Here is a 25,869-nt window from a genome sequence, read left to right as displayed (position 1 = left end):
TGCGCTCCTTTCAGGCCTGAACGGCACGGCCGCCCAACGTGGCGTGACGGCGATAGTGATAGGCGCTGCCGCCGAACAGCGTGTCGAAGGCGAGCAGCCGCTTGAAGTAGGCCCCGATGTCGAGCTCCTCGGTGACGCCCATCGCGCCGTGAAGCTGGACCGACTGTTCGGCGACAAAGCGCGCGCATTTGCCGATCTTGGCCTTGGCGCCCGAGGCGGCGCGGCTGCGCGCGACCGGCTCGGCGTCGGCCATCAAGGCGGCGCGTAACGCCATCGAACGCGCCTCGTCGCATTGCATCGCCATGTCGGCAAGGCGATGCCGGATCACCTGATTGGCGGAGAGCGGCCGTCCGAACTGTTTTCGAATTTTGGTGTATTCCAGCGTCTGGTCGAGCAGGGTTTGCATGATGCCGACGGCCTCAGCCCCAAGCGCAGCCATGGCGCGATCAACCACGGCTTCGATCGCCGGCAAGGCGTCGCTGCCATCGCCGAGCAGGGCGTCGGCAGGAAGCAGTACATCCCGGAGTTCGAGATTGCAGGCCCGCCCGCCACCAAGCCGCGGAAAGTCGCGTAAGGCGAGGCCGCGCGCTCCTTGCGGTGCCAGGAACAGGCAGAGCTTGCCCGGTTTGCCGGAGCCGTCGTCGACGCGGGCCGAGACGATGATCTGTCCGGCGGCGTTGCCGTCGAGCACGGCCGTCTTGTGTCCGTCGAGGCGCCAGCCGTCAGGCGTTTTCTTCGCCGTGGTCGTGACATCAGCCAGATCGAAGCGTGCCTGACGTTCCGAATGCGCGAATGCGAGATACAGCGAACCGTCGGCGATTTTCGGCAGCAACGCCTGCTTCTGCGCCTCGGTGCCGCATTCCGAGATCAGCGATGCGCCGATCACGACGGTCGAGAGATACGGCTCGGATACGAGGCCGCGCCCGAATGCTTCCATCAGGATGCCGATCTCAATCGCGCCGCCGCCGAGCCCGCCATGGGCTTCCGCAATCGGCAGCGCCAGCCAGCCAAGATCGGCGAATTCTTTCCAGATATCCGCGCTGAAGCCGAGCGGCTCGCTGGCGATCTTGCGGCGATGACCGGCGGTATAGGTCTCGCTGACGAAGCGGTCGGCACTTTCGCGCAGCAGCCGCTGCTCGTCGCTCAAGGTGAGGTCCATCGGATCTTCTTTGCTTGTTCTATTTTGCCTGTGCCGGTTTCCGCACGGAAGGATGAAGCCCTGCGGGGTCCACGATCATTCCGAACTCCTGAAGGTTATGCGCGTGGCAGAGCTGATGCAGCGCGAACGCCTGCTCGATCGCCGCGGGTTGACCCATCACGTCGACCGAGCGATTGACGGCTTCTTTTGTCAGTTTCAGCGCGAACGAAGGTTTTGCAGCGATCCTTTCGGCAAGCTTCATGACGAAGGAAGAAAGCTCTGGCCTCGGCACGACGTGGTTGACCATGCCGAGCCGGTGCGCTTCCTCCGCACTCCAGACGTCAGCGGTGAAGAGCAATTCCTTGGCCTTGCGCGGACCGAGCTCCCATGGATGCACGAACCATTCGACGCCGCAGACGCCCATGGTAACGACGGGATCGCAGAATTCCGCATCATCGCTCGCGACGATCAGGTCGCAGGCCCATGCCAGCATCAGGCCGCCGGCGATGCATTTGCCGTGCACTTCCGCGATCGTAGGTTTTGCCAGATTGCGCCAGCGCCGTGTGATCTGCAGATAGATTTCCTGCTCGCGCGCAAAGCGGCCATGGGCGTTGGGCTCGGCGAACCCGCCCCAATTTCCGACCGGCGGAAAATCCGCGCCGGCGGCGTTCTTAGCCCCAGGGCGCAGGTCATGCCCTGACGAAAAATGCGGGCCGTTGCCGGCGAGAATGATGACCTTGACTGCGTCGTCCTGCACCGCCTGGTCGAAGGCGGCGTTGAGGTCGTAGGTCATCTGCAGGTTCTGCGCGTTGCGCGCCTCGGGCCGGTTCATCACGATCCGCGCGATGCGTGGCTCCGGCCGCTCCACGACGATGGTCTCGAACTCCATGACGCCCTCGCGTTTCCTTATCGTTGGAGGCCATGTTGTTATTTCGGCAAATGATACGCAAGTGCCGTCGCCTGCAAATCGGCCTGCAAAATCGGGCTAACCTGGCCCCGCGCCTGCATACCGGATGCAACCAATCTGCTATGTTGGCGTTTGACTTTCTTTTCAGGAGAGTTCGATGCGCAGACTATGGACCATTCTGGCAGCGCTGGCGACATTGAGCCTGACCAATTGCGGCTACAACGCGATCCAGACCACCGACGAGCAGGTCAAATCGGGCTGGTCGGAAGTGGTCAACCAGTATCAGCGTCGCGCCGATCTCGTGCCCAACCTCGTCAATTCGGTGAAGGGCTTTGCGCAACAGGAAAAGGACGTGCTGCTCGGGGTCACCAATGCGCGTGCCAAGGTCGGCAGCATCCAGGCGACGCCGGAGGTGCTGAACGATCCCGCCGCATTCCAGAAATTCCAGGCCGCCCAGGGCGAACTGTCGAGCGCGCTGTCGCGGCTATTGGTGGTGACCGAAAACTATCCGCAGCTCAAGTCGGATGCGCTTTTTCGTGACCTGATGTCACAGCTCGAAGGCACCGAAAACCGCATCACCGTGGCGCGCAACCGCTACATCAAGGCGGTGCAGGATTATAATGTCGGCATCCGCACCTTTCCGAACAATCTGACGGCGATGGCGTTCGGCTACAAGGAGAAGCCGAACTTCACGGTCGAGAACGAGAAGGAGATCTCGACGGCGCCGAAGGTGGATTTCAACCCGACGCCGGCGCCCGCCAAGTAGCGGCCGAAAAAGACAAACGCGATGAACGCTGCAAGAGCCTCCATTCTTGCGCTGCTCGTGTGCTGGGCTTGTTCGGCTCTGGCCCTCGTCGCGGTGCCGCCACTGAGCGGGCGGGTGGTCGATCAGACCGGCACCCTCGCGGCCAGCGACATCGCCTCGCTGACGCAGACGCTGGAGGATCTCGAGACGCGAAAAGGCAGTCAGGTCGCGGTGCTGATCGTGCCGACGACCGACGGTGAGGCCATCGAGCAATACTCGCTCCGGGTCGCGGAGGCCTGGAAGATCGGCCGCAAGAAGATCGATGACGGCGCGCTGCTCGTCATCGCCAAGAACGATCGCCGCCTGCGCATCGAGGTCGGCTACGGCCTCGAAGGCGCGCTGACCGATGCTACCACCAAACGCATCATCGACGAGGACATTACACCGAAGTTCAAGACCGGCGATTTCGCCGGTGGCGTCTCAGCGGGCGTCGACCGGGTGGTCCGGGTCGCCGAGGGCGAAAAATTGCCCGAGCCGGAGCCACCGCATTGGCAAGACACCGGTCTTCTCAGCGGTATCGATCCGTTCAATCCGTTCGTCCTCGCCTTCGTGTTCATTGTCGGAAGCGCGCTGAGGGCGGCGCTCGGGCGTCTGGTCGGCTCGGCTGCGACCGGCGGCTTCGTCGGAGTCTTGGCGTGGCTCCTCGTCGGCAGCCTGGGATTGGCTGCGGTCGTCGGCGTGCTTGCCTTCCTCATTTTCGCGTTTATCGATCTTATGCCGTCCGGCGGCAGCCGCGGCACGCGGGGCGGCTGGTCAGGTGGCAGCAGCAGCAACTGGGGCAGTAGCAGCAGCGGCAGTTCGAGCGGCGGCTTCAGTGGCGGCGGCGGCAGCTTTGGTGGCGGCGGCGCATCGGGGAGCTGGTAGCATGAGCATCAGGCGCATCGGCAGGCATCTCCTCGAACATCGCTGGCGGCTGCGGCGCATCTTTCCGCCGCAGGCGCTGGCGAGGATCGAGCAGGCGATCAAGTCAGGCGAAGCCACGCATTCCGGACAGGTGCGCTTCGTGGTGGAAGGCGCGCTCGACGGCGCGCCGCTGTTTCGCAATCAGCCCGCGCGGGAGCGGGCGCTGGATATTTTTTCGCAGTTGCGGATTTGGGACACTGCGCACAATAACGGCGTCTTGATCTACCTGCTGCTGGCCGACCACGACTTCGAGATTGTTGCAGACCGTGGCATCGACGCCAGGGTCGGTCACGCCGGCTGGGAAAAAATCTGCGTCGAAATGGAGACGCAGTTCAGGGCCGGAAATTTTGAAGGTGGCGTGATCAAGGGCATCGAGGCGGTGTCGCGCGAGTTGGCAACGCACTTTCCAGTGCAGGGGGCAGGGCCGAATGAACTACCGGATGCGCCGGTCGTGATGTAGATCGCCATCACCGGCCTAAACCAATGGATAGTCCGCTTCATCCGATTCCATAGAATGAGCCTACCTCGGTACGGTTTGGCCATACCCGCGTGCAATGGCGTCAGCCGTCGCCGGGTGCTACCGATCAAGGTAGATGTAGTAAGCGGAATGCAAGCAACGGAACCGGACCCACGAGCCGGCAGTTGCAAGACAAGGTCGGCGGCGTAATGCCCGCCGGCCTTTTTCTTTGGGGCAAGTCTACCTGGCGGCTGTCAGACGCCGAGATCGAACACGCTGTTCAAGTTGTCAGAGCGTTCAACACGCAGGTGTGCAAGGCATCGTCGGGTTCAAAGTTTCGCGCAAGAGTTCGTATCACCGTCTCAAAACGGATCCGGCAGGTGGCGGCATCGTCCGCTTCACCGATACTTTCGAATATCTTCGCGGCGCCGAGATAAACGCGCCATGCAGCGAGGGGAAAGTTGGCATTGTCAACGATCGACAAAGCGCGCGACAAGTGCTGGCGAGCTTCGTCCCGATCGCCGGTAGCAAAAGCGATCCGAGCCAACAGGCCATGGGCGAGCGCGAGATGGTTCTGATCGGGTGCCGGGGCGGCGTAGTCGCGCAGCTGGATTGCCCATCTTCTCGCCTGATCAAATTCGGCAATCTGCAGGCAATATTCCCCCAAACAGTGATAAAGCTGCGTGGATATTGTAAAATCCAGCGGAATACCATCTTGTTCGAGGCGGCGCTGAACGTCATTGAACTGTTTGCTTGCTCGTTGCGGGTCGGATAATCCCACGAAAGCTTTCGCCAGGACCGCTCGCTGAAAGAAATAAGCAAACTGGTTTTCGTTGAGAGTTTTCTCGTCGACGCCTTCGCAGAGGGCGCGGGCTCCCTCAAAATCCATTGCTTCGACGTGCAACCATGCGAGCGTCAATCGACATAATCCGCTGGCCTGTTCATTTCCGTTTTTTCTCGCAAATTCCAAGGCCGTTGTGGTTTCGCGCTGCAAATCCCGCCACTCGCCCAGATGAAGGAGCGCGGTGGACTCCAGCACATTGAAAAGGACAAAGACGTAAACATCCCCGGCCTCGCTGGCCAATCGCTTTCCATGCGTCGCCGAGCGACGACACTCTCGGTACCGCGAGCGCCAACAGTCGAGAATTCCCTCGATTCCATAACGCCTGATCAACGTGCCGTGGTCCTGTGCGCCCGCACTCAACTCCATTGCTCTCATGCAACGAGTTGCATCCTGATCGTGCCATCCCTTGAGATACAGATTGATGCTGGCGCTGCTGCCTTGTACCAGGGCCTTAAAGGTGTCGTCCTCCAGGGCTTGGCTTTTAATCAGCACATCTTCGGCCGCCTGGAGGCAAAGGCGTCGATCTGCGTGCAAGCAGAACCGGCTAACGGCAAGAAGGCCAGCGACCTCCTGTCGAAGCTCGCCGGCGTGTCCAGCGCAGACAATCATCTCCTTGAGATCACGAACCGAGCCAGCGAGATCGCCGCTTGAGCGAAGAGCAAGGCTGCGATGTCGCAGCACGGAGATGCGCAGCTTGAACTTATCCGGCACATCAATGCGATCGAGAATACTAAGACCACGCGTTAGATAGCTGGCCGCTTCCGCGTGGCCAAGGCGCTTCGCGGAACTGTCTGCCGCCTGTCCGAGGTAGCGCAACGCGTTCGGAAAATCCCGCCCCTGTTCGAAATGAAGCGCGAGCACCGGCGCGATTTCCGAGGTCAGATCGCCATATGCCTGTTCCAGCCTCTTGCCCAGACGCCTGTGCGTTTGCACGCGCTGTCCCGGCGCGAGATGCTGATAAACGACGTTTTGATACAGAATGTGTCGGAAAGCATACGATCCCGAGTACGTGCCATCCGGCCATTCAGACACACCCGACGGGACCAGCGTGTGATCCTTGCGGGTTAGTGCTTCCAGGTCACGCTCAACCTCGACGGCATCGCGCGATAAGCCGGCTGCCACCAGGGCGGCGGAAAAATCCCCGCCGGCTACGCTGGCGACTTCGAGAAGACGGCGCTCATCCTCGGTGAGGCGGCCTACCTGATAATTGATCATATTCAGCAAGTCGGTCGGTACGCCATCTTGCGGAATCGCCGCCTCCGACGGCAGGCGCCAGGCACCGTCAGTTTCGACGATCACTCGCTGATCGATGAAAAACTTGATCAACGATGCGATGAACAGCGGCTGTCCCTGCGTTCGCTCGAACACGGGTTCAGACAATGCGGACGCCACGGCATCATCGCGGAACCGCAGTGCGAGATGTCGCTCGACCTCCATTCGAGACAATCGATCGAGGCGCAACTCGCCGCAGCGCTCATGTATCTCCAGATCTTGATGCAGGCGCCGAATGGGATGTTGGCCGAAGATGCTATCTGCCGGCCGATAGGAACCGAGGATCAGCACCGAGGCCTTGCTATCTCCTCGCGCAAAGCGGGAGAGGGCGTCCAGCGTTGCCAGGTCGCTCCAATGCAGATCCTCGAGAACGATTACCCATGGACGATCGGCGCTCAGTGCTTCCACAAGATCGCAAAATTCACGGAGCATGCGCTCGCGGGTCGCACCGAATACTTCGCGCTGAAACGCGGCGCGCTCCGTCGCAGCAACCAGTCCTGGTATCTGCAGCATCCAGGTTGGCGCGTGGGCACGAATTGCTGTCTGCAGTTCTGCTCCATTCGTGCTGCGACAGCGTGTCACCAGCGCGTCGATCAATGGCAGGAAGGCCTCATCGGTGCCGAACCTCTCGGTGCAGCGCCCGCACAATAAATCGACGCCCCGTTGCGACAGTCGGTCCACCGCCATCTGGATAAAGGCCGTCTTTCCGATTCCAGCCTCTCCAGTGACAAACGCAATCTGTCTTTGGCCGCTCAGCATTCGCTGTGCCATCCGGTCCAGCATATCGAGCGGGGCGGCGCGTCCAACCATATGGTGCGCGCGTGAATCGGTGAGCGCGGACACTGTCGGCAGGTCTTTTTGATCGTCCACGAGTTTGGACGAGGGTAGCTTTGCTATTTCATAAGACGATCGGGCTGCCTGTGGTTCATCCGGTGTCGGCGGGTCTTTGTCACCGGACCGTACGGCGGTACCGACGAAACGATAACCGCGCCGCGGCAAAGTCTCGATCCAGGATCTCCCTCCAGGGACCAGCGCCAACGCCCGCCGCAACGCAGCAACCTGAACCGTGAGATTGCTGTCCTCGACAGCCAAGCCCTGCCAGGCAAACGCGATGAGGTCTTCCTTGCTGACCAGCTGACCTGATCGCTCGACCAGCATTAGCAGAATGGAAACAGCCCGCTCACCCAGGGGTAGGGGGGTGCCGTCATGAATTAGAATGCGCGCGATCGGGTCCAGCACGAGCGACCCCATCCGCCACTCAAGGCTAGCAGCGCGGGCGAGGGGCGCTTCGCCATGCAGATGGGAAAGATTTGGCTCCGATCGTTCAACGACCATCGATGCCTGCCCGTCAATCGGAATAATATTCTGGAAGTCAACTCCTTCATCAGGGTGAAGTCAACGCGATAACAAAGACTTCGCTCCGCTCGTTCGCTCGCTGCCAGCGGCTCAATTCGGATTCATTTTGCAACCTTTTCGGGAGTGCTTCGCGACATTGGGTAGTCGCGAAGCGCAGGTTGCTCGTGAGCATTATCCGTTGTCCGCCAGCCAGAGGAGGGGCAAGCCATGATCAGGGTGATCGATCTTGTCGGATACGCAGCCCCGATGATGGTGCTCTTGCTAACCAGGGAGATGCTCAGCCGTGTCGCGGTTGTCATCTTCAGTATCGTGGTGTGCCTTCTGCCCGTCCTGTTGCCGCATTTGATATTCTTGCCGATGAGCGTACTACGGCTGTGGGATATATTGACAGGCACCTCCGGTGACAGCGCGAAGCAGCTTGCAGAGTGGCTTCGCCAGAAAGGAGGCTGAAATGACAGAAATTCGAATTAATGCAGGCAAAGCAGAACGAATAATCACGCAGATGTTGCGCGACGAGCAGGGCGTGCATCCAGCCGATGCAGTCGCGTTGGCTGCAAGTATTTGTCGGCGGCTAGCGACGGCGATGCCGACGAACCCTTCATTGGGTTGCTGCCGGATCATTTCAAAAGAGCCTCCAGATGCCGACGATTTCGCGGTTGCGGTTGCAGAAAAGCTCAACGGGAAGAGTGAGCGTTGGAGCGCGAGCGAACTTTGGGAGCTTGTCTACAATCAAGGTCGCCATCTTCGGATGTGCTAGTCACGGACCAGGTTCAATGCCTGCCACTGCTCGGGTCCAATTGCCCGAACGCATCATCCACCGGTCGGAATGGCTTGTGCTGCGCGTGATTTAGCTCGCGCGGCAGCGCCTTCACAGGCGCACCCCGGCCCGTGTATCGCCTCCGAGGCGCTTCCAGGCAAGTGTGGGTTCACGCCTTCGCCGAAGGCCGTTCTCCCACGCGCGCCATCCATGCAACGATGTTGGTGTTGGCCGTATCGAGGGGTTGACCGACCTGGCCAGCGAAATCGAGCCAGCCATAGAGCAGGATGTCAGCCAGCGTGAAGCGCTTGCCGCAGAGATAGTCGCGGCCGTCGGCCATCTGGCCGTTGAGCCATTGCAGGCGGTTGGCGGCAATCATCTTGAGGCCGGGTGAGGCCTCGGGGGCACAGGGAATTCGCTTCTCGAAGAACTTCAGGCCTTCGCCGAAGCGAAAGCCATTCCCCATATGCTCGCAGATGTTGAGGTCGACACGGCGCGTCCACATCCGGCATTCGGCGCGCTCTTCCGGCGTCGCCCCGATCATCGCAGGCGCCGGATGCTTCTCTTCGAGATATTCGCAGATCGCGGTAATCTCGGAGAGATAGCTGCCGTTGTCGAGTTCGAGTGTCGGCATCTGGCCGTGCGGATTGCGCTTCAGATGCTCGGCCTCACGGTTTTCACCCTTGCGCAGATCGACCGTCTGCTTCGGCATCTCGATGCCCTTCTCCGCCATGAACATGCGGACCACGCGAGGGTTCGGCCCAACCGAGTCGTAGAACTTCATGGTGCTGTCTCTCCCGATGTTTTATGCAGTGTTGTTGGAACCGTTGAACAGGCCGCCGTGCCATTTGTCAAATGGACGGATCACACATTCGGCGCTGCGGAATATGTTGCGGATCGGCTGACCTAGCTGTCATCGAGCTTGTTGAGGTCGCGCACCGACTGCATGATCGGTTCGAAATTCGCTCGCGCATCGAGCGCGTCGAACAATTGCGCCGTATCCGACAGCAATCCGTGCGAACGCTGGATCGCGGTCCTCACGTCCTCTTGCGGCGTGTCGGATAGCCGCCCGTGGCCCGACAACAGGATCTTCGAGTTCAGACCCTTCAGCCGCTCCAGCGACTGGATGTAATCGGCGATGCTGCCGGAGCCGAACACGCCGCCCATCACTCCGCCCGGCATCAGGGTGTCGGAGGCGAACAACAATCCCTTGTCCGGATCGAACAGCGTGATGCAGGCGGAGGTATGGCCCGGCGTATGCATCACGTTGAGGCGGAAATTGCCGAGGTCGATCAGATTGCCTTCTTCCAGCCAGAGATCGATATTGATCGGCACGTTCGGCTCGTTAAACATCTTGCGCAGCATCGAGAAGTCGTCGCGCAACATGATCTTGTTGGCGGCGAGCCGATGCGCGGCGATGAAGGCACGGCCATGGAAGTGATAGGCCGCGCCAATGTGGTCGAGATGCTCATGGCTCAGTACCACCATGTCGATATCGTCGGGCTTTACGCCGATATGGCTGAGGGATGTCAGCAGGTGCGGATAGTTCGAGGATAATCCGACATCGATCATGATGGTGCGCGAGCTGCCGCGCACCAGATAGGCGTTCGCGGCGCGGTTTTTGAACCGTATCTGATAGACGTTCTCGGCCGCCTCGATCAGCGAACAGACGTCGCTGTCGAGCAGTGTCTTGAATGGGCTGGGCTTGCGCTCACTCATGAACTCGCCGCTGTTCTGAAGGCGACCGTGTTGGAAGCCCGCAAGCGCTTGCTGAGCGCATCCATGATCATCAGCGCAAAGGCCGGCTGCTGGCTGACCAGGTAGACGAAGTGGGCGTGATTGATCCGCATCACGCGGGTGTTTGGCGCGGCCGCAATGGCGGTTGCCGAACGTGACGAGCCGTCGATAACAGCCATCTCGCCGAAGAACTCACCCTTGCCGAGCGTGACGATGACTGTCTTGCTGGCGCCGTTCATCTTGGCGATCTCGACCCTGCCGTCGAGCACGACGAACAGTTCCCGCCCGGTCGAGCCTTCCTCAAAAATGACGTCATCTACATCAAACTCGTTGATGCATTTCTCGATGGTCATGGCGACCTCCTGCCTTTCTGGCTGGTCGGCCGGTCCATGTTAGTCGGGAAACAGACCGGCGCAAACGGAACCAGCAAGGATGCCGCAGGGCAGCATTAGGGGCTCGGGACTGGGGTGTCCGGCGTTTGGCGGTCCCAAACCGGGCCGGATGAGTTCCTAAAATTTCGGTAAGCCCGAAGCCGGTAACGATTTGGCAAGCAATAAAAGTTACCAAATGGTCAATCAATTCTGGAGAATGCAAAGTGAGCGATCAGCAACCCCAGCCCACCAGCGGTGAAACCGGAAGCCTTGGCGTCGACCCAGCCGCTCCGGATATGTCGGCGCCGAAGGAGCCGGTGACGGCCGCGGTGGAGGTCGAGGCGGCGAAACTGGCGCTCGACCAGGAAGAGACCTCGCCGAAGCTCGATGCGCCCAAGGTGGACGCCGTCATGATGGAAGCGCCAAAGGTCGAGGCGCCAAAGGCGGAAGCTCCCAAGATCGACCCTCCCAAGATCAACGCCGTGAAGCCGGAAGCGCCGCGCTTCCCAGGCAACGTGACGATCATGTCGCCCGGCGACCGCGTCGGCACAGATACCAAGGCAGCACAGGCGGAAGGATCGTCCGGCAAACGAAAGTTCGGAGCGATGGCCGCCGTGGTGGCGCTGGCGACAGTGGCGGGTGCGCTTGGTGGCGCGCTGGCAACCGCGGGGATCGGAAAATTGGTGGTCGGAGAGACGGCCCAAGCTTCGACCCAGGCTTCAGTGAAGGACAGCGCGCTCGAAGCCTCCGTGGCGCGGATCGATGCCGAGATCGTCGCGCTGAAAGCCGGCCTGGAGCATAATTCCAAGGCGACGACGGGCCAGTTCAACAAGGCCAGCGACCGCCTCGACAAGGTCGAGAAGGCGCAGGCCGAACCCGTCGCGAAACTCGCCAAGCTCAGCGAAGCCGTCGACAAGCTCCGCGCCGCCCAGGCGTCCGCGACGACGGCTGCTGCCGCGCCGGCTCCCGCGAAGGAAGTGACTGGCTCGGTACCGCAGCAGGCTGCGGCCGCCGTAGCGCCGTCCGCGCCTCCGGTCCCGTCCAAGCCCGAAGTCGCCCGGCTGCCGACCGTCGAAGGCTGGGTATTGCGGGACGTCGCCAACGGCAGCGCCCTGATCGAGAGCCGCCGCGGCATGTACGAGGTCTATGCCGGCGATCCCATACCCGGTGTCGGCCGTGTCGACGCCATTCGCAAGCAGGACGGCCGCTGGGTGGTCGTGACCAGCAAGGGCCTGATCGTCGCGCGCTGACGGGAAGATATTCGAACAGGAAGGCGCTTCACGGCGATGTGAGGCGCCTTTTTTCTTGAATAGGTCTCATTGCGCGGTGTTAGTTGAGGCATGAGCCTCGCGCCCCGATTTCTCGCCATCGTATTTGCTATGCTATGCGCTGCTTTGCCGGCGCGTGCGGCACAGAATGCGGCGCTGGAGCGCGGCACCGCCATCACCGATCCTGCGATGCTGCGCGAACTCGATGGCGGAAAATTCCGCCTCGATCGCATGTTGCTGCCGGAGCGGTCGGCAGATATTCCGCTCGCCAACAGCGAGTTGTTCGCCTTGCCGTCGATGGTGCAGGTCCGGCAGGCGATCGATGGCGAATTCGACCGCTATATTGCGCGGCACCGAGCGAGCCTGCCAAAGGAGACGATTGGCGTCGGCGAGGGCTTTGACTTCCAATTGTTCGACCGCACGCTGCTTTATTCGGCAGAGACACGGTTCGTGCTGGCCGGCATCGTCAACCGCATGGACCGCACGTACGCCGCCGAAGCAAGCTGCGGTGAGGTCCGCCTGATCTACCGCCTGACGCGGATGAACAAAGCGGCCGGCGACGACGCTGCGCCGCCACGGCTGCCGATGACGCTGAACGTCGTGCTGAAGGCGAGAGGCGAAGGATCCACGATCACCTGTTCCGAAATCGCCAATCGCTGGCTTGCCGCGCCGCTCGGCGGGGCACCGTCGGCAAGGGATGGCCCGCTCGACCTGATCGGCTACGAGAATATCGACCGCATCGAAACCAATCTGCAGATCGCGCACGCGCCAAAATCTTCGGTTCGCGATTTCCGCACCGACTATCTGTTGAAGGTGTTTCGCTACGATCGGGAAGCGCGCGCCTTCGCGGAAGCGCCGATGGAAAACCAGATCGACCGTGCGCGCCTTCTGGCGGACGATGGCCTCAAGCGCGAGTTCAGGGCATGGCTGCTCGATCCTATCAATCTGGTCGCGTTCGATCGCGGCACCGTGCTGATCCCGGAAAAATTCCTCGCCAGCGGCGCGATTGCGCCAACGCCGGTCGGGTTCGATCGATCGGACCTGGAGCCCGAATTCGGGCTGGTGCAAGGAGAAGGCGCCGCGTTCAGCGAGGCCGACGTGGTGGCTGCGCTCAGGAAGGCTGCGGAAGGCGGCGTGAAGCTGCAGAACATCCGCTCGCTTGCCGGGTTCGAACGGCGGCTCAACGACGTGACCTGTTCCGGCTGCCACCAGACGCGAGGCATCGGCGGCTTTCACTTCCCAGGCGTCGACTGGATGGCGGATAAGCCATCGAATACGACCGTGGTGCCGGCATCGCCGCATTTCTTCGGCGACCAGATCCGCCGCCGCGATATTCTCGCAAGCCTGCGCGACGGCAAACCGCCGGATTACTCGCGCGGGTTCGCCAGCCGTCCGCAATTGCGCGGCAGCACCGAACTCGCCGGCACCAACTATTACGACGGCTGGGGCGCGCATTGCTATTTGCAGGGCAAACCAGCCGCAAGCAATGATGGAAGTTTCCGCGACTGGACCTGCGCCGAAGGTCTGAGCTGTCAGGCCGCCGGCAAGATCTCGCGCATCGGCATGTGCTTCGTCAAAAGCCGCTAAAGGTCTTGGCGAATTGTGCTAGAGCTTCGGTTCTGATTGGATCAGAACCGAAGCTCTAGATTCTTGTTTTGACGCGTTTTCTTCACGCGAACCGGTACCCACTTCGCCCGAAAACGCTATTAGTGAGGGCAGCAGCGAGCCGAGCGGAGATTGGCGATGAGCTCTTCCGACCAGGACAGGCAACGCAATCGCAAGATCGCGGAGAACGAAGCCGATCGTCAGATGATCGGCGATGTCCGGGTCAGCGTCTGGGCGATCGCGGTCTCGATCGTCGCCGGGGTAATTGTGTTAGGCATCGTTTGGGCGTGGCTCAACCGCTGAAAATTGCCCGAGTGATTACCTCGAGTGATCACTTGGCGTAGTGCGTCAGGCGTTTGCCGGGAAGCAGATCATAGGCTGATTTCCAGCCCGGCAATTGCGCCATGCGCTTAAGCCAGGCGTTGATTGCCGGATGGCTCGTTGCCAGATAATACCCGGTCTCGTCGGCGGGATAATGCAGATAGGCCATCATCGAGATGTCGGCCACCGTTGGCCGCTCGCCGATGGCGAATGCGTTCTTCTGCATGTGTTGCTCGAGGATCGACAGGAAATCGTCGAGCCGCCTGCGGAAATGCTTCAGCACGTGTTCGTCAGGCGATGGCGTGAAGGTCCGAAAATAGCGGTAGGTCGCCATGTAGCCGGTGAGCTTGTGGTTGTCCCAGAACAGCCAGCGCAGCAGTTTGAACTGTTCCTGCTCGGTCTCGCCGCCGAACCGGCCGAATTGCTTTGCCAGCTTCAGCAGGATCGGCGCGGTCTGTGTCAGGCGCTCGCCGTCCACCTCGAGCACCGGAATTTCGCCCATCTCGTTGACGTCGCGCCGCCATTCCGGCGTTCGCGTCACGCCGCCGCCGAAATCGGTCCACACCGGCTCGAAGCGCTCGCCGCATAGCGTCAGCATCAGCGCGAGCTTGTAGCTGTTTCCCGACTCCGGGAAGTAATGCAGGCGACAGCTGGGCATGGCTTGCTGCCTCACGCCACCGCGCCGGCCGCGCGCAGCTTGCCGATCGCGGCTTCGTCATAGCCCGCGTTGCGCAGGATCTCGTCGCTGTGCTCGCCGATGCCGGGCGGCTTGCGCGGCTGGACCTTCTTGCTGCCGTCCACCCAGATCGGACTGCTGATGGTGAGCATGGTGTCGTTCTCGAACGGCACCAGCACCTCGTTCTCGATCATCTGCTTGTCGTTAGGAATGTCATCAAGGATGCCGACAACGCCGAACACCAGGCCGTTGCCGTCGAGGATCTTGCGCCACTCGGCAAGGTCCCTGGTCGCAAAGGTCTCGTCGAAAATCTTGATCAGCTCCACCGACCGCGCATGGCGGTCCTTCTTGGTCTCGAATCTGGAATCGGTGACGAGATCCTCGCGGCCGAGGCAGCGCGCCAGCGTCGGCCATTGCCGGTCCTCATTGAGCAGGGAGAGGATCAGCCAGCGGCCGTCCTTGCACTGGTAGTGGTTGGTGACCGCGTTCAGCGCGCGCTCGCGCGGGCGGCGTTCGCCGAATTTCGCGCCGACCAGTTTTGCTTGCGCCAGCACTGAGGCCGCCCAGACGCCATTGGCCATCAGATTGGAACTGACATGCGAGCCCTTGCCGGTGCGCTCGCGCTTGTAGAGCGCGGTCACGATCGCGCCGTAGAACGCCATCGCGCAGGGATGATCGCCCATGCCCGCGATCGAGCGCGCCGGCGTGGTGTGCTCATCCGCGCGCACCAGGTCCATCAGACCCGAGCGCGCCCAATAGGCGTTGCTGTCGAAGCCGGGCTTGTTGGCTTCCTCGCCCTTTTCGCCGTAACCGGTGAATGAGGCGTAGATCAGTCGTTCGTTGAGGGGCGCCAGATGGTTGTGGGTGATGCCGAGCCGCTCGCGCACCTGCGGCGGATAATTGGTGATGAAGACGTCGGCCTGCGCGGCCAGGCGATGCAGCACCGCCTGCCCCTCGGGCTTCGAGAGATCGAGTGCGAGGCTCTTCTTGTTGCGGGCTTCCAGCATCCACGCGAAATTATGCTCGCTATGCGGGTAGCCCGGCAAATTCGGCAGATTGCGGTAGGGGTCGCCGGCGCCGGGCGGCTCGATCTTGATCACGTCGGCGCCGAAATCCGACAGCACGGTGGCGGCCGCAGGTGCTGCGATAAAGCTCGCGCAATCCAGAACCTTGAGGCCTTCGAAAATACCCTTTTCCATCGTGGCGCCGCTCCGTGACGTTTGTTGTTCCTGTTGAATTATCGCTCTGCGCGATCAGGTTCAAACGTCATTTGGCCCATCTTGGAATGTGATGCAACTACTCCCCGCCGGACATCAGCGCTGCATTTCCGCCGGCTGCGGCGGTATTGATGGTCACCGTCTGCTCGGTTGCAAAACGCGTCAGGTAATGCGGTCCGCCTGCCTTGGGCCCGGTGCCCGATAGCCCGTGGCCGCCGAACGGTTGCACGCCGACGACGGCGCCGATCATGTTGCGGTTGACATAGATGTTGCCGACCTGGAGCCGCTCGATCGCGTCCTCCACCGTATCGTCGATCCGCGAATGAATGCCGAGCGTCAGCCCGTAGCCGGAGCGCTCGATCGCTTGCAGCACCTGGTCGAACCGGTCGGCGCGGTAGCGCACCACATGCAGCACTGGGCCGAACACTTCTTCCGCGAGCTGGCCGGCATCGGACAATTCGAAGATATGCGGCGCGACGTAATTGCCCTCCGGAGTGCTGCCCGCAAAGTGCACCCGTGCTTTTCTCTTCATGCGTTCGATATGCGCATCCAGCCGCTGCTTGGCCTCGGCGTCGATCACCGGGCCGATATGCGTGGCGGGATCGTGGGGATCGCCGATGACGAGTTCGCGCGCCGCGCCTGCAATCATCTCGATCATGCGGTCGGCGACGTCGTCCTGCAGGAACAGCAGCCGCAGCGCCGAGCAGCGCTGGCCGGCGGAGCGGAACGCCGAGGTCACGACGTCGTCGGCAACCTGTTCGGGTAGCGCGGTGGCATCGACGATCATGGCATTGATGCCGCCGGTCTCCGCGATCAGCGGCACGATCGGCCCGTCCTTGGCGGCGAGCGCGCGGTTGATCGTTCGCGCCACTTCCGTCGAGCCGGTGAAGACGACACCGGCGACATCGGGATGCGCCACCAGCACGCCGCCGATCCGGCCGTCGCCCGCCACCAGATGCAGCGCTGACGCCGGCACGCCGGCTTCATGCAACAGCCTGATGGCTTCAGCCGCGATCTGCGGCGTCTGTTCGGCCGGCTTCGCAACGACCGTATTGCCCGCCATCAAGGCCGCGGTGACCTGACCCAGAAAAATCGCCAGCGGAAAATTCCACGGCGAGATCGCAACGAAGACGCCACGGCCTCGCAGACAAAGCATGTTGCTCTCGCCCGTCGGTCCCGGCATCGCCATGCCTTCGCCGAACAGTTCGCGTCCTTGTGCGGCATAGTAGCGGCAGAAATCCACGGCCTCGCGGACTTCCGAGATCGCATCGTCCAATGTCTTGCCGCCTTCGCGTTGCAGCAGCGCGACGAAATGCGCCGCGCGCCGCTCCAGCAAATCGGCGGCTTTGTCCAGCGCCGCCGCGCGCGTCTCGGCCGGCGTTCTGGCCCAGTGCTTGAAGCCGTTGCGCGCAGCCACTATCGCCGCATTGGCCTCCGTCTCGGTTGCATCGGCGATGCTGCCCGCTGCAGGTGTTGGTGCGACGGCGATGGCCGAAACGAGTTGCTCCAGCGCCGCTCGCTCGCCCAATTCAATTCCGCGGGAATTTTTCCGTTTGGGTCCGTAGAGATCGCGCGGCAACGGAATTTTGGGATGCGCGGCGTTTTCGGCATTGCCGATGATATCGGCCGGGCGCCGCAGCAATTGCGATACCGGCACCGCCTCGTCGGCGGCGAGCGCGACAAAGGACGAGTTGGCGCCATTCTCCAGCAATCGCCGCACCAGATAGGCCAGGAGATCGCGATGGCTGCCGACCGGGGCGTAGGTGCGATGGGCGATGTCGGGGCGATCTTCGCCGAGCTTCGCATAGAGCGCCTCGCCCATGCCGTGCAGGCGCTGGAATTCGAATCCGCTTTGGTCCGTTGCCAGTTCGAGGATGGTCGCGACCGTCAGTGCGTTGTGGGTGGCGAACTGCGGAAAGATCCGCGGCCGCAGCGCCAGCAATTGTTTTGCGCAGGCGAGGTAGTTCAGATCTGTCATCGCCTTGCGGGTGAACACGGGATAGCCATCGAGCCCGCGTTCCTGCGCGCGCTTGATCTCGGTATCCCAATAGGCGCCCTTGACCAGCCGCACGATCATTTTGCGGCCGAGGCTGCGTGCGAGACCATCGACGTAATCGATCACGTCGGAGGCGCGCTTCTGGTAGGCCTGGATCGCCAGGCCAAAGCCGTCCCAGCCAGCCAGCGATGCATCGCCGAGCGCCGCCGCTATCACGTCGAGCGACAATTCCATCCGGTCCGCTTCCTCGGCATCGACGGTGAAATTGAGGTCGTAGGATTTGGCTTGCCTGGCGAGATCGATCAGCCGCGGGACCAGTTCACTTATCACCCGCGTGCAGCTCACCGCCTCGAAGCGCGGATGCAATGCCGAGAGCTTGACCGAGATACCAGGCCGGTCGGGCAGGGCACGGTCGTCGGCCGTGCGTCCGATCGCGTCGATCGCGCTGGCATAGGAGTTGAAATAGCGCACGGCGTCATCGGCCGTGCGCGCGCCTTCGCCGAGCATGTCGAAGGAGTAGCGTTCATGGCGCGAAGAATGCGGCTGCGCCCGCGACAGCGCGGCCTCAATGGTCTCGCCGAGCACGAAATGATTGCCCATCAGCCGCATCGCCTGCCGTGTCGCCGCCCGTACGGCCGGCGCGCCCAGCCGCTTGGTGAGCCGTCCAATGGTCCCCTGCGGCGTCTCGCCGGGCTGGATCACGCGGGCCGACATCCCGAGCGCCCACGCCGACGCGTTGACCAGGAACGCGCTCGACCTCGTCTCGTGATGGACGAAGTCGCCCTGGCCGAGCTTGTCCTCGATGAACTGGTCGGCGGTGCGGGCGTCCGGCACGCGCAGCAGCGCTTCCGCCAGCACCATCAGCGCCAGCCCCTCCTTGGTCGACAGCGCGAACTCGCGCAGCATGTCCTCGACGCCGCCGAGCGGATCGTCGTTGGCCCTGATCGCCTCGATCAGCCGGGTCGCCGTGCGATCGATGCGCTCCTCCAGCGCCGCGTCCAGCCGCGCGGCCCGGAGCAGGGGGATGGCCATTGTATGATCGTCGGGCGCGTAGGGCACGCTGAAGGGCGGCAGGACTGGCGGGTGGTCCGGCATACGATTCTCTTTGGCTCTTGCCGCCAGCTTACTGCCGGTCGAACCGTTGTTCGATAGACAAATATGACGTTTTGCCTTAGAAAATCTTGTAAAATATTCGGATAGCCAGATAAATGGTCGAGATTGACAAGATAGACCGGAAAATCCTCTCAATTCTCCAAGGAGATGGCCGTATCGCCAATGTCGAGCTGGCCGAGCGGATCGGGCTGTCGCCGACATCGATCGGCGAGCGGCTGAAACGGCTGCAGCGCGATGGCTTTGTCGAGGGCTATGGCGCCCGGCTCAATCCGCACCGGCTGGGCCTGGGCTTGCTCGTGTTCGTCGAGGTGATGCTCGACAAGACCACGCCCGACGTCTTCGAGCGGTTCGCCAAGGCGGTGCAGACGGCGCCCGAGGTGCTGGAGTGCCACATGGTGGCGGGCGGCTTTGATTATCTGGTCAAGGCGCGGGTTGCCGACATGACGGCCTACCGGCGGTTCCTCGGCGAAATCCTGCTGGCGCTGCCGGGGGTGCGGGAGACACGTACCTACGCCGTGATGGAGGAGGTCAAACGCGACGCGCCGCTGCCGGTCGGCTAGTCCCGCGCGATGCGGGGGGCCAACTGGCGCACGGAAAACACAGCGGACGGAATTTCGGCGGCGCGATCCACAGATTGCAGGCTTGCTTGTTGGCAGCGTGAAGGCGCCGCGCTAATCGTCAGGCTCGTCGCATGGGAACAGCAGGGATCATGAGAGACGCCGCTCAGCCGATCATGGGAAGCCGCCCGCGAACCACCTTGGCGGCCGTACTCGGCGCTTTCCTCTCCGCGCTGCTTGGCGTTTCCGCGGCGAAGGCCGTCGAGATGAGTGCCGAGGTCGCCAACCTCTACAGCTCGGTTTCGATCTATCCGCCGTCGGCCACATCCATGACCGTCTGCTACGGCTTCGTCTGCCGGCGCCGCGAGATCCTCGATTTCACGGCTAGCGACCGCAGCGCGCTGACCCAGATCATGGCGGCGGGGCGCGCCTCGGCGGTGGCCGAACGCGCCGCGGTGCAGAAGGCGGTGGTGTGGTTCGATCGCCGCATGGGGCCGATCCTCGGCACCAGCAAGCGCGTGGCGAAGGCGGATTTCCGCTACTTCGACGACAAGCACAATTACGATTGCTGGGACACGACGCGGAACACGACCAGCCTGTTGCTGGTGCTGCGGGAGTGGGGTCTCTTGAAGCATCACGCGATCGGCGATCCCCGATATCGCGGCAATACGCTGGTATTGCAGACGCCGCACAACACCGCGGTGCTGGTCGATCGCGCCACCAAGGTCGAATGGGTCGTCGATCTCTGGCCGCGCGGCTATCTGCAGCCACCCGACGTGATGACGGTCCAGAAATGGGTTACGGAAGATTGAGCGGCCGGTTGTCGCGCACGATTCCACCATCGCACGTGCAGAAGCGGTGCCCGCTCCGCCGAACGCTCACAGTTTTTGAGAAATTTTTTAAGCCCAACTCCCGGATTTCTAGTCCGAGAGCGCGCCGTTGCCGATCGCGCGTTTGCGCTAAACCTTGAGGTTCTCGGCCGAAGTCTTGCCCCGGTTGGCGATCTCTTCGTATTCGACGGTCTGCCCTTCATTGAGTGTCGAAAGACCAGCTTTCTCAACTGCCGAAATATGAACGAACACGTCCTTGCCGCCGCTCGAGGGCTGGATGAACCCATAACCCTTGGTTGGATTGAACCACTTCACCGTACCTTTAGCCATTCACGTCGTCTCCGCGGAATCAAAAAAGTAATCGAGCCGACGGTCCCCGCACTAACCGGCATGCCCGAGGCATCAGGATACGCGGGTTGGGGCAGGCTGGGTAGCGCAAACGGAATGCCCGTTTCGGCAAAAAAGCGGTAATTCGTGCCCGATTTCCGCCGTTTTGCCGGTTTTGCGCCGATTTGACGCGGCCGGGCAAAGGGATTCCATGATCGGGCAATTGGTTCGGCCCACTGACGGTTGACGTCATTTCACCGCTTGCAGGAGGTGGCGGCGGGCCCTCCGGCATGGCGCAACCGCCAACCGAAAACCCCGGCCGCGTGAGCGACCGGGGCTTCCGAACGGAACGTCTGCGGCCGGATCAGTAGCAGACGTTCACCGTCCGCCAGCGGAAGCCATAGGGCGTCAGCACGCGGCGGGTCACATAGCAGCCGTCGTAGCCGCCACCGACGAAGCCGATCCTGAAGCCATGGCCATGGCCATGACCCCAGTGATGGTGATGATGGTGATGCGGCCAGAATCCGCCCGCCGAAGCGGAGGTCGGCGCCAGTGCCATCACGCTGAGCGAAGCAGCGGCAGCAGCGGCGAGAGTCAGTTTACGAAACATGGTCGTTCTCCTTGAAGTGTGCGCGTTCGACGTTTTTGTCGTGGCGCGGGTTTCAGTTTCAGTCTTACCCATCGCCAATCTGTCGCGTCCCTCACAAAGCGGGTTCGAGGAATCTGCGCGTCGTTCGCCGACAATTTTCTGAACGATTATTCAGATGTGAAAAGCATCACACAGGCTTCGAAACGCTATCGCTGAAGCGGTTTCAAGCCGCGGCGCTTTGCTCTTCGTTAACCAGCGCCGGCAGCATCCGCGCATCCGCAACGGCGCGCACGATCATCGGCTCGTTGCGTCCGCGAATCTCGACTTCCTGCGCCGGCAGCGCATCTTCTGCCAGTCCTGCCGTTGCGCGAACTTCATCCGAGATGACAACCTCGCATGAAAGCACCTTGGTCATGTCCTGCAACCGTGCCGCGACATTGACGGGATCGCCGAGCGCGGTGAACACCATGTGATCGCGATAGCCGATGTCGCCGACGATGACTTCGCCGCCATTGATGCCGATGCCGAAGCGGATGGGCTCGCGCAGATCGTGTTCGAGAAACTTGTTCAGCTCGTCGACATTGACGGCGATCAGGGCTGCTGCCCTCAACACCTGACGGCACGCCTCCTGCCGGCTGCAGGCGAGCCCGAACAGCGCCAGCATGCCGTCGCCGACGAACTGGTTCGGCCGGCCGCCGCTCTCGATCACCGCCTGCGACACCGCGCCGAGGAAACGGTTGACGATGAACACCGTGTCGAACGGCAGGCGCTTTTCCGCCAGCTTGGTCGAGCCGCGCATGTCCACGAACAGGCTGACGAGATAGCGCTCCTGCCCGATCCGCGTCGGATTGGACTCGTGGCCGTCGGCAGACATCGTGTGCGGCAGGAAAAGCTGGAAGAACGAGATATCGGAGTCCGGCCGCAGCTGACAGGCAAGGCGGATGGAAGGATCCGGCGTGCCGACCCGGCCAAGCACGAACGCCTCGCGCTGTGAGGGCTCTGGCAGGTCGCCGTGGTCGCCGATGATGCGGATGCGGCAGGTCGAGCAGCGCGCCCGGCCGCCGCAGACGCTGGCATGCGGCACGTTGTTGCGCAGGCTCGCCTCGAGCACGCTGAGGCCGCGGGGGACGCGCACCGTCCGGCCGTTGCCGTAGGACAGGTTGATCATGCCGCGGCGGCGCTCGTTGATGGCGCGGGCGCCGCGCGCCAGCAGCGCGACGCCGATCAGGCCGAAATATCCGAACAGGAAATAGTCCGTGATGCGATCGAGCGTCTGCGCTTCCGCACGGGTGCCGATCAGGCGCTGCGACTGGGTCTCCGCGCGCCATTCCGCGCTGTCGTTATCAATGACCATGCGCCCGCTCTGATAGAAGCCCAGCATGGAGAGCGTCGGAACCAGCACCGCGGCAGCCAGCAGAAACGGCGCGGCGCGCTTGTAGAACGAGCGCATCCGCAGCCAGAGATACAGCCCGATGCAGCCATGGACCCAGGCGATGGTCATCACCGCGAGCATCATCGGGATCCGCCACGGCGCCCAGATCCAGTACAGGAACAGCACCTGCGGATAGAGCTTTTCATGCCCGTACAGCGTCTGGCCGAGCCGGACGCCGATGATATGGGCGATGATCAGCATCGGTATGCTGAGGCCGAGTGCAAGCTGCAGCGGCTCGATCGCCTTCCAGCGGAATTGCCGGCGTTCGTAGAGCGCCCAGATACCGAGCCCGGTATGCACCAGGCACGCGGTGTAGAACAGGATCGTGACGGGGAGGAATTGCCAGAACGCGGTGTGCAGATAGACGCCGCCGGCCAACGCCTCCAGCGAGATGTTGCCGAGCGCATGGTTGAGGAAATGGCTGACCAGATAGGCGAACAGCACGACGCCGCTGACAAGGCGGACCTGCCGTAGGCTGATGCCGCGGAGCGATGTCGTCAGTCGTTCTCGGGAAAGGGTGGCCACGCGATCCATGGGGTCAATCCTAATGCCTAATTCCAGCGGTGAATACTACAGCCTGTCGTCCCTGCGAATGCAGGGCGACACGTTGATAGGTTCTCGCCTCTCCCCCACGGTCGTCCCTGCGAACGCAGGGACCCATACCGCGTGATCTGTCGAGGAAGCGTGGTCGGAGACGCTCTGCCAACTAGCGCCGTAGCTTGCTGAACCGAAGCCGTCTTCCAATGTGCCCTTCACACCGGCCGCGGCGTATGGGCCCCTGCGTCCGCAGGGGCGACGATAAACCTTTTTTCTGTCGCGGCACGTTGACACTCCGGGGGTTGTCGAAGAGAAAGCGCCGTGACGATCGCCCGGCCCCATAAAAGCCAAGCCAGTTCCGCCGCGCCGTGGTTTGAGGTGCCCTGGCTTGCCGTTGCGCTGCTGATCGCCGCACTCACGGCGATGCGGCTGGTCTATGCCGGCGTGCTCGATCTGCGCACTGACGAGGCCTATTACTGGACCTGGTCGAAGGAGAGCGCGCTTTCCTTTCTCGATCATCCGCCCGGCATTGCCTGGCTGATCCGGTTCGGCACCGCGATCTTCGGCGACACCACTCTCGGCGTGCGGTTCGGCGGCATCGTCGCGATGCTGGTCACACAGCTTTTGCTCGCCGACATCGTCCGGCGCGTGACGCACGATGTGCGCGCCGTCATCCTCGCGGTGCTGTTGCCGGAAGCGGCGCTGTATTACGGGCTGTTGATGGCGAAGGTCGCGCCCGACACGGCGATGATCCCCTGTGCGGTTGCGATGCTGTGGTCGCTGGTGCGGCTGCACGAGAGCGGCAATCCGCGCTGGTGGCTGGCCGCGGGTCTGTTCGCAGGACTGGCGCTGCTGTCGAAATTCACCGCGATCATGCTGCTGCCGGCGATCGTGGCGTTTGCGCTGGTACCGGACTGGCGGCGGCGCTGGCTGTTCAGCCCGTATCCGTGGTTGGCGGCGCTGATTGCGGTGGTGGTGTTTTCGCCGGTGCTGTTCTGGAATGCGGAGCACGACTGGGCGTCGTTCCGTTTCCAGTTCGTGCGCGCGGTCGCGACCCATCCATTTTCGTTCCGTACCATCGGCGAATTCATCGGGCTTCAGTTCGGTCTCGTCGGCTTCGTGCTGCTGCCGGTGGTGCTGTCCGGTGTGACGCTGACGGCATGGCGCGGCTATCGCAGCCGCGAGCCGGTCGCGATCCTGCTGTCCACCGCGGTGCTGGTGCCCTTCCTCTATTTTCTCTGGAAGTCGCTGACGCTGCGCGTCGGCGACACCTGGCCGATGTTCCTGTGGCCCGCCGGCTTTGCTGCGACCGCCATCAATCTCGTGATGCTGCCGCGCGAGGGCTGGCCGGACCGGTTCGTGGAATCGGCATTCTGGTGGGCGAGGGTGGCTGTCATCTCGGGCATCGCCTTCGTGGTCGGCGTGTTCCTCTATTACGTGGCGGCGCCCTGGAATTTGATCGGCAGGACCGATCCCGTCGGCGCCGAGGCCGGTTATGAACAGGTCGCGGCGCGCGCGCGGGAGCAGTTGCGAGTGACCGGCGCGACCTGGATCGCGACGTCGGATTATCGCACCTACGCGATGCTGCGCTGGCATTTCAACGGCCAGGTGCCCGTCATCCAGATCAACGAACGCGGCAGGTTCCAGGGGTTTGGCGATCCCGGCATGAAGGCCATCAAGGATCATCCCGGCCTCTATGTCGCGCGCGAGCCGGACCATCGCCTGCCGCTGTGGGATCTTACCACCGCCAAGCGCCAGCCGCTGGAACGGGTCGAGCGTGTCTGGCGCGGGATGGTGATGGATACCTACGCGCTGGAAAAATTGACGGGCTGGACGCCCGAGCTTTCCCCGCCGCCGGATTCGCCGCTGTTCCGCTGGCGCGTGCTGGCGGGGGTTATCGGGCGTGAGGCGAGCGTTTCGTAGCCCGGATGAGCGCAGCGATATCCGGGACGGTGTGAGAGTGGCCCCGAATGTCGCTGCAAAACAGGTCGTCGTCCCCCGCGAAGGCGGGGGACCCAGTACGCCGCGGCTTATCGGTTCAATCACTGACGTCTCTGGGATACTGGGTCACCCGCCTTCGCGGGTGACGACGACCGAATATGACTTCGCGATCTCGCGACATGATCTGCCCGAGGTTTGCCTGAAACTTCCCGCCCTCTTGATTAGAGGGCGCAGGGAAGACCGGGTGCGCGCTGCACCCGCGGTCTCGTGTGCAACGTGCACAGAAGAACACGCACACGAGCATACAGGTTCAGCGGGAGCATCCCGGCCTTCCCTGCGCAATGGCTTTACGGCTTACTTCGTGCTCTCCCCGGTGAACGGCTTTCTTGCCACCGTCGCTCCACGAGGTAACCCGTGAAACTTAGCGCCAGCACCGCGGCGTCAGGACCACACGACTTCGCCGTACGCTTGAGCCACACACGTCAGTCGCAGCTCTCGCGTCCCATCGCATCTCACCGCGCGTTAGTGACGATGGCCAACGCCCCTCATCCGCCGTGAGACGGGCGGAGTTATGCCGGTGATTTGCGTGAGAACGAAAGCAGAATATTTTTGCGCGAAGGGCTGGACAGGTTTTGACTGATTTGCCCGTCGTGCCGTTTTGTCGCACTTTGCAGAGCAGGCGAACGCTCGTTTTGATTTGCTTGTCCGGGCAAATCAGTATCCGCGAACCAGCCGGAGGTGACATCAAAGGCAGCGACCATAAACCTTCGTATAGGAGCTGCATTCGTTTGTATCTACGCCGCTTACCTACGGACAATTGAGCGCTAATGTCGCGCGCCTTAGCGTCACTGCAATCGGGTTCGGCCGCCGCAGCAAAATTTCACGGCCGAAGCCATCGAGTACAGCAATGTTT

General features: G+C 62.3%; 24 protein-coding genes. 11 read left to right on the top strand and 13 right to left on the bottom strand.

Annotated elements, in window-relative coordinates; genetic code table 11:
* Nucleotides 1-10: 10 nt before the first annotated feature.
* Together KIP88_RS30200 and KIP88_RS30195 are read right to left on the bottom strand one after the other, a co-directional pair.
* The gene (locus tag KIP88_RS30200) at nucleotides 11-1,159 is read right to left on the bottom strand and encodes an acyl-CoA dehydrogenase family protein (RefSeq protein WP_214491780.1); all 1,149 of its coding nucleotides are present in this window, start codon (nucleotides 1,157-1,159) and stop codon (nucleotides 11-13) included.
* 19 nt (nucleotides 1,160-1,178) lie between these two features.
* Entirely contained in the window at nucleotides 1,179-2,027 is an 849-nt protein-coding gene (locus KIP88_RS30195) for an enoyl-CoA hydratase (RefSeq protein WP_214491779.1), read from the bottom strand.
* A 175-nt stretch (nucleotides 2,028-2,202) separates the two neighbouring features.
* On the opposite strand from KIP88_RS30195, the gene KIP88_RS30190 reads away from it, so the two are divergent.
* From KIP88_RS30190 to KIP88_RS30180, 3 genes are read left to right on the top strand one after another with little or no spacing between them, the layout of a single operon-like run.
* Complete coding sequence (locus tag KIP88_RS30190; RefSeq protein ID WP_214491778.1) at nucleotides 2,203-2,811, top strand: LemA family protein; 609 nt, start codon at nucleotides 2,203-2,205, stop codon at nucleotides 2,809-2,811.
* 21 nt (nucleotides 2,812-2,832) lie between these two features.
* Nucleotides 2,833-3,714: a YgcG family protein gene (locus tag KIP88_RS30185; RefSeq protein WP_214491777.1), complete on the top strand. Its 882-nt coding sequence runs from the start codon at nucleotides 2,833-2,835 to the stop codon at nucleotides 3,712-3,714.
* A gap of 1 nt (nucleotide 3,715) precedes the next feature.
* On the top strand, nucleotides 3,716-4,213 hold the full coding sequence (locus KIP88_RS30180; RefSeq protein WP_214491776.1) for a TPM domain-containing protein: 498 nt from the start codon (nucleotides 3,716-3,718) through the stop codon (nucleotides 4,211-4,213).
* Nucleotides 4,214-4,490: 277 nt separating this feature from the next.
* Here the strand turns inward: KIP88_RS30180 and KIP88_RS30175 are convergent, their stop codons facing one another.
* Entirely contained in the window at nucleotides 4,491-7,661 is a 3,171-nt protein-coding gene (locus KIP88_RS30175) for an AAA family ATPase (protein WP_214491775.1), read from the bottom strand.
* Between the two features lie 228 nt (nucleotides 7,662-7,889).
* On the opposite strand from KIP88_RS30175, the gene KIP88_RS30170 reads away from it, so the two are divergent.
* On the top strand, nucleotides 7,890-8,132 hold the full coding sequence (locus KIP88_RS30170; RefSeq protein WP_214491774.1) for a hypothetical protein: 243 nt from the start codon (nucleotides 7,890-7,892) through the stop codon (nucleotides 8,130-8,132).
* Between the two features lies 1 nt (nucleotide 8,133).
* The gene (locus KIP88_RS30165) at nucleotides 8,134-8,439 is read left to right on the top strand and encodes a hypothetical protein (RefSeq protein ID WP_214491773.1); all 306 of its coding nucleotides are present in this window, start codon (nucleotides 8,134-8,136) and stop codon (nucleotides 8,437-8,439) included.
* 169 nt (nucleotides 8,440-8,608) lie between these two features.
* Here KIP88_RS30165 and KIP88_RS30160 read toward each other — a convergent pair whose 3' ends face one another.
* From KIP88_RS30160 to KIP88_RS30150, 3 genes are all read right to left on the bottom strand, one after another.
* Complete coding sequence (locus tag KIP88_RS30160) at nucleotides 8,609-9,223, bottom strand: glutathione S-transferase family protein (protein ID WP_214491772.1); 615 nt, start codon at nucleotides 9,221-9,223, stop codon at nucleotides 8,609-8,611.
* A gap of 122 nt (nucleotides 9,224-9,345) precedes the next feature.
* Nucleotides 9,346-10,158 carry an MBL fold metallo-hydrolase gene (locus KIP88_RS30155; RefSeq protein ID WP_214491771.1) on the bottom strand — a complete coding sequence of 271 codons (813 nt, stop codon included), beginning with the start codon at nucleotides 10,156-10,158 and terminating at the stop codon, nucleotides 9,346-9,348.
* Nucleotides 10,155-10,529, bottom strand: a complete 375-nt coding sequence (locus KIP88_RS30150) for a Crp/Fnr family transcriptional regulator (RefSeq protein ID WP_214491770.1) — start codon at nucleotides 10,527-10,529, stop codon at nucleotides 10,155-10,157. The genes KIP88_RS30155 and KIP88_RS30150 overlap by 4 nt, the downstream gene beginning before the upstream one ends.
* A gap of 242 nt (nucleotides 10,530-10,771) precedes the next feature.
* Between KIP88_RS30150 and KIP88_RS30145 the strand changes: the two genes are divergently transcribed.
* From KIP88_RS30145 to KIP88_RS30135, 3 genes are all read left to right on the top strand, one after another.
* Entirely contained in the window at nucleotides 10,772-11,797 is a 1,026-nt protein-coding gene (locus KIP88_RS30145) for a hypothetical protein (protein WP_214491769.1), read from the top strand.
* A 90-nt stretch (nucleotides 11,798-11,887) separates the two neighbouring features.
* Nucleotides 11,888-13,402 carry a hypothetical protein gene (locus KIP88_RS30140; protein ID WP_214491768.1) on the top strand — a complete coding sequence of 505 codons (1,515 nt, stop codon included), beginning with the start codon at nucleotides 11,888-11,890 and terminating at the stop codon, nucleotides 13,400-13,402.
* A 156-nt stretch (nucleotides 13,403-13,558) separates the two neighbouring features.
* A complete protein-coding gene (locus KIP88_RS30135; RefSeq protein ID WP_214491767.1) occupies nucleotides 13,559-13,723 on the top strand; it encodes a hypothetical protein in 165 nt (54 codons plus the stop codon).
* Between the two features lie 28 nt (nucleotides 13,724-13,751).
* Here the strand turns inward: KIP88_RS30135 and KIP88_RS30130 are convergent, their stop codons facing one another.
* The 3 genes from KIP88_RS30130 to putA form a co-directional block, all read right to left on the bottom strand.
* Complete coding sequence (locus KIP88_RS30130) at nucleotides 13,752-14,399, bottom strand: glutathione S-transferase family protein (protein ID WP_214491766.1); 648 nt, start codon at nucleotides 14,397-14,399, stop codon at nucleotides 13,752-13,754.
* A gap of 11 nt (nucleotides 14,400-14,410) precedes the next feature.
* Nucleotides 14,411-15,616: a CaiB/BaiF CoA-transferase family protein gene (locus KIP88_RS30125; protein ID WP_214491765.1), complete on the bottom strand. Its 1,206-nt coding sequence runs from the start codon at nucleotides 15,614-15,616 to the stop codon at nucleotides 14,411-14,413.
* Between the two features lie 97 nt (nucleotides 15,617-15,713).
* The gene (gene putA / locus KIP88_RS30120; RefSeq protein WP_214491764.1) at nucleotides 15,714-18,725 is read right to left on the bottom strand and encodes a bifunctional proline dehydrogenase/L-glutamate gamma-semialdehyde dehydrogenase PutA; all 3,012 of its coding nucleotides are present in this window, start codon (nucleotides 18,723-18,725) and stop codon (nucleotides 15,714-15,716) included.
* Between the two features lie 113 nt (nucleotides 18,726-18,838).
* Here putA and KIP88_RS30115 point away from each other — a divergent pair, with 113 nt between their 5' ends.
* Both KIP88_RS30115 and KIP88_RS30110 read left to right on the top strand, forming a co-directional pair.
* Nucleotides 18,839-19,303: an Lrp/AsnC ligand binding domain-containing protein gene (locus KIP88_RS30115; RefSeq protein ID WP_214491763.1), complete on the top strand. Its 465-nt coding sequence runs from the start codon at nucleotides 18,839-18,841 to the stop codon at nucleotides 19,301-19,303.
* 149 nt (nucleotides 19,304-19,452) lie between these two features.
* Nucleotides 19,453-20,112, top strand: coding sequence for a hypothetical protein (locus KIP88_RS30110; protein WP_374226527.1), 660 nt, complete (start codon nucleotides 19,453-19,455; stop codon nucleotides 20,110-20,112).
* Between the two features lie 147 nt (nucleotides 20,113-20,259).
* On the opposite strand, the gene KIP88_RS30105 is transcribed toward KIP88_RS30110, so the two are convergent.
* The 3 genes from KIP88_RS30105 to KIP88_RS30095 all read right to left on the bottom strand — a co-directional run bounded on the left by KIP88_RS30105 (nucleotide 20,260) and on the right by KIP88_RS30095 (nucleotide 23,012).
* The gene (locus KIP88_RS30105) at nucleotides 20,260-20,460 is read right to left on the bottom strand and encodes a cold-shock protein (RefSeq protein WP_028351035.1); all 201 of its coding nucleotides are present in this window, start codon (nucleotides 20,458-20,460) and stop codon (nucleotides 20,260-20,262) included.
* A 361-nt stretch (nucleotides 20,461-20,821) separates the two neighbouring features.
* Nucleotides 20,822-21,067, bottom strand: coding sequence for a hypothetical protein (locus KIP88_RS30100; protein WP_214491762.1), 246 nt, complete (start codon nucleotides 21,065-21,067; stop codon nucleotides 20,822-20,824).
* A 202-nt stretch (nucleotides 21,068-21,269) separates the two neighbouring features.
* The gene (locus tag KIP88_RS30095) at nucleotides 21,270-23,012 is read right to left on the bottom strand and encodes an adenylate/guanylate cyclase domain-containing protein (protein ID WP_214491761.1); all 1,743 of its coding nucleotides are present in this window, start codon (nucleotides 23,010-23,012) and stop codon (nucleotides 21,270-21,272) included.
* Nucleotides 23,013-23,438: 426 nt separating this feature from the next.
* Between KIP88_RS30095 and KIP88_RS30090 the strand changes: the two genes are divergently transcribed.
* Nucleotides 23,439-24,938, top strand: coding sequence for a glycosyltransferase family 39 protein (locus KIP88_RS30090; RefSeq protein ID WP_214491847.1), 1,500 nt, complete (start codon nucleotides 23,439-23,441; stop codon nucleotides 24,936-24,938).
* Nucleotides 24,939-25,525: 587 nt separating this feature from the next.
* Here the strand turns inward: KIP88_RS30090 and KIP88_RS30085 are convergent.
* The gene (locus KIP88_RS30085) at nucleotides 25,526-25,717 is read right to left on the bottom strand and encodes a hypothetical protein (protein ID WP_214491760.1); all 192 of its coding nucleotides are present in this window, start codon (nucleotides 25,715-25,717) and stop codon (nucleotides 25,526-25,528) included.
* Nucleotides 25,718-25,869 lie beyond the last annotated feature (152 nt).

The sequence above is a fragment of the Bradyrhizobium sp. SRL28 genome (genome assembly GCF_018596315.1).
Lineage (GTDB): Bacteria > Pseudomonadota > Alphaproteobacteria > Rhizobiales > Xanthobacteraceae > Bradyrhizobium.
Note: the sequence above shows the minus strand (reverse complement) of the source record. Positions and strands in the feature narration are given on the sequence as shown.

Bases quoted from the DNA above. Each gene is read 5' to 3' on its own strand.
- KIP88_RS30170 (WP_214491774.1), top strand. From the start codon at position 7,890: ATGATCAGGGTGATCGATCTTGTCGGATACGCAGCCCCGATGATGGTG.
- putA (WP_214491764.1), bottom strand. From the start codon at position 18,725: ATGCCGGACCACCCGCCAGTCCTGCCGCCCTTCAGCGTGCCCTACGCG.
- KIP88_RS30190 (WP_214491778.1), top strand. From the start codon at position 2,203: ATGCGCAGACTATGGACCATTCTGGCAGCGCTGGCGACATTGAGCCTG.
- KIP88_RS30175 (WP_214491775.1), bottom strand. From the start codon at position 7,661: ATGGTCGTTGAACGATCGGAGCCAAATCTTTCCCATCTGCATGGCGAA.
- KIP88_RS30200 (WP_214491780.1), bottom strand. From the start codon at position 1,159: ATGGACCTCACCTTGAGCGACGAGCAGCGGCTGCTGCGCGAAAGTGCC.
- KIP88_RS30150 (WP_214491770.1), bottom strand. From the start codon at position 10,529: ATGACCATCGAGAAATGCATCAACGAGTTTGATGTAGATGACGTCATT.
- KIP88_RS30195 (WP_214491779.1), bottom strand. From the start codon at position 2,027: ATGGAGTTCGAGACCATCGTCGTGGAGCGGCCGGAGCCACGCATCGCG.
- KIP88_RS30105 (WP_028351035.1), bottom strand. From the start codon at position 20,460: ATGGCTAAAGGTACGGTGAAGTGGTTCAATCCAACCAAGGGTTATGGG.
- KIP88_RS30100 (WP_214491762.1), bottom strand. From the start codon at position 21,067: ATGTTTCGTAAACTGACTCTCGCCGCTGCTGCCGCTGCTTCGCTCAGC.
- KIP88_RS30180 (WP_214491776.1), top strand. From the start codon at position 3,716: ATGAGCATCAGGCGCATCGGCAGGCATCTCCTCGAACATCGCTGGCGG.
- KIP88_RS30165 (WP_214491773.1), top strand. From the start codon at position 8,134: ATGACAGAAATTCGAATTAATGCAGGCAAAGCAGAACGAATAATCACG.
- KIP88_RS30110 (WP_374226527.1), top strand. From the start codon at position 19,453: ATGAGAGACGCCGCTCAGCCGATCATGGGAAGCCGCCCGCGAACCACC.
- KIP88_RS30160 (WP_214491772.1), bottom strand. From the start codon at position 9,223: ATGAAGTTCTACGACTCGGTTGGGCCGAACCCTCGCGTGGTCCGCATG.
- KIP88_RS30185 (WP_214491777.1), top strand. From the start codon at position 2,833: ATGAACGCTGCAAGAGCCTCCATTCTTGCGCTGCTCGTGTGCTGGGCT.
- KIP88_RS30095 (WP_214491761.1), bottom strand. From the start codon at position 23,012: ATGGATCGCGTGGCCACCCTTTCCCGAGAACGACTGACGACATCGCTC.
- KIP88_RS30115 (WP_214491763.1), top strand. From the start codon at position 18,839: ATGGTCGAGATTGACAAGATAGACCGGAAAATCCTCTCAATTCTCCAA.
- KIP88_RS30125 (WP_214491765.1), bottom strand. From the start codon at position 15,616: ATGGAAAAGGGTATTTTCGAAGGCCTCAAGGTTCTGGATTGCGCGAGC.
- KIP88_RS30155 (WP_214491771.1), bottom strand. From the start codon at position 10,158: ATGAGTGAGCGCAAGCCCAGCCCATTCAAGACACTGCTCGACAGCGAC.
- KIP88_RS30085 (WP_214491760.1), bottom strand. From the start codon at position 25,717: ATGGTCGCTGCCTTTGATGTCACCTCCGGCTGGTTCGCGGATACTGAT.
- KIP88_RS30130 (WP_214491766.1), bottom strand. From the start codon at position 14,399: ATGCCCAGCTGTCGCCTGCATTACTTCCCGGAGTCGGGAAACAGCTAC.
- KIP88_RS30135 (WP_214491767.1), top strand. From the start codon at position 13,559: ATGAGCTCTTCCGACCAGGACAGGCAACGCAATCGCAAGATCGCGGAG.
- KIP88_RS30090 (WP_214491847.1), top strand. From the start codon at position 23,439: ATGCGGCTGGTCTATGCCGGCGTGCTCGATCTGCGCACTGACGAGGCC.
- KIP88_RS30140 (WP_214491768.1), top strand. From the start codon at position 11,888: ATGAGCCTCGCGCCCCGATTTCTCGCCATCGTATTTGCTATGCTATGC.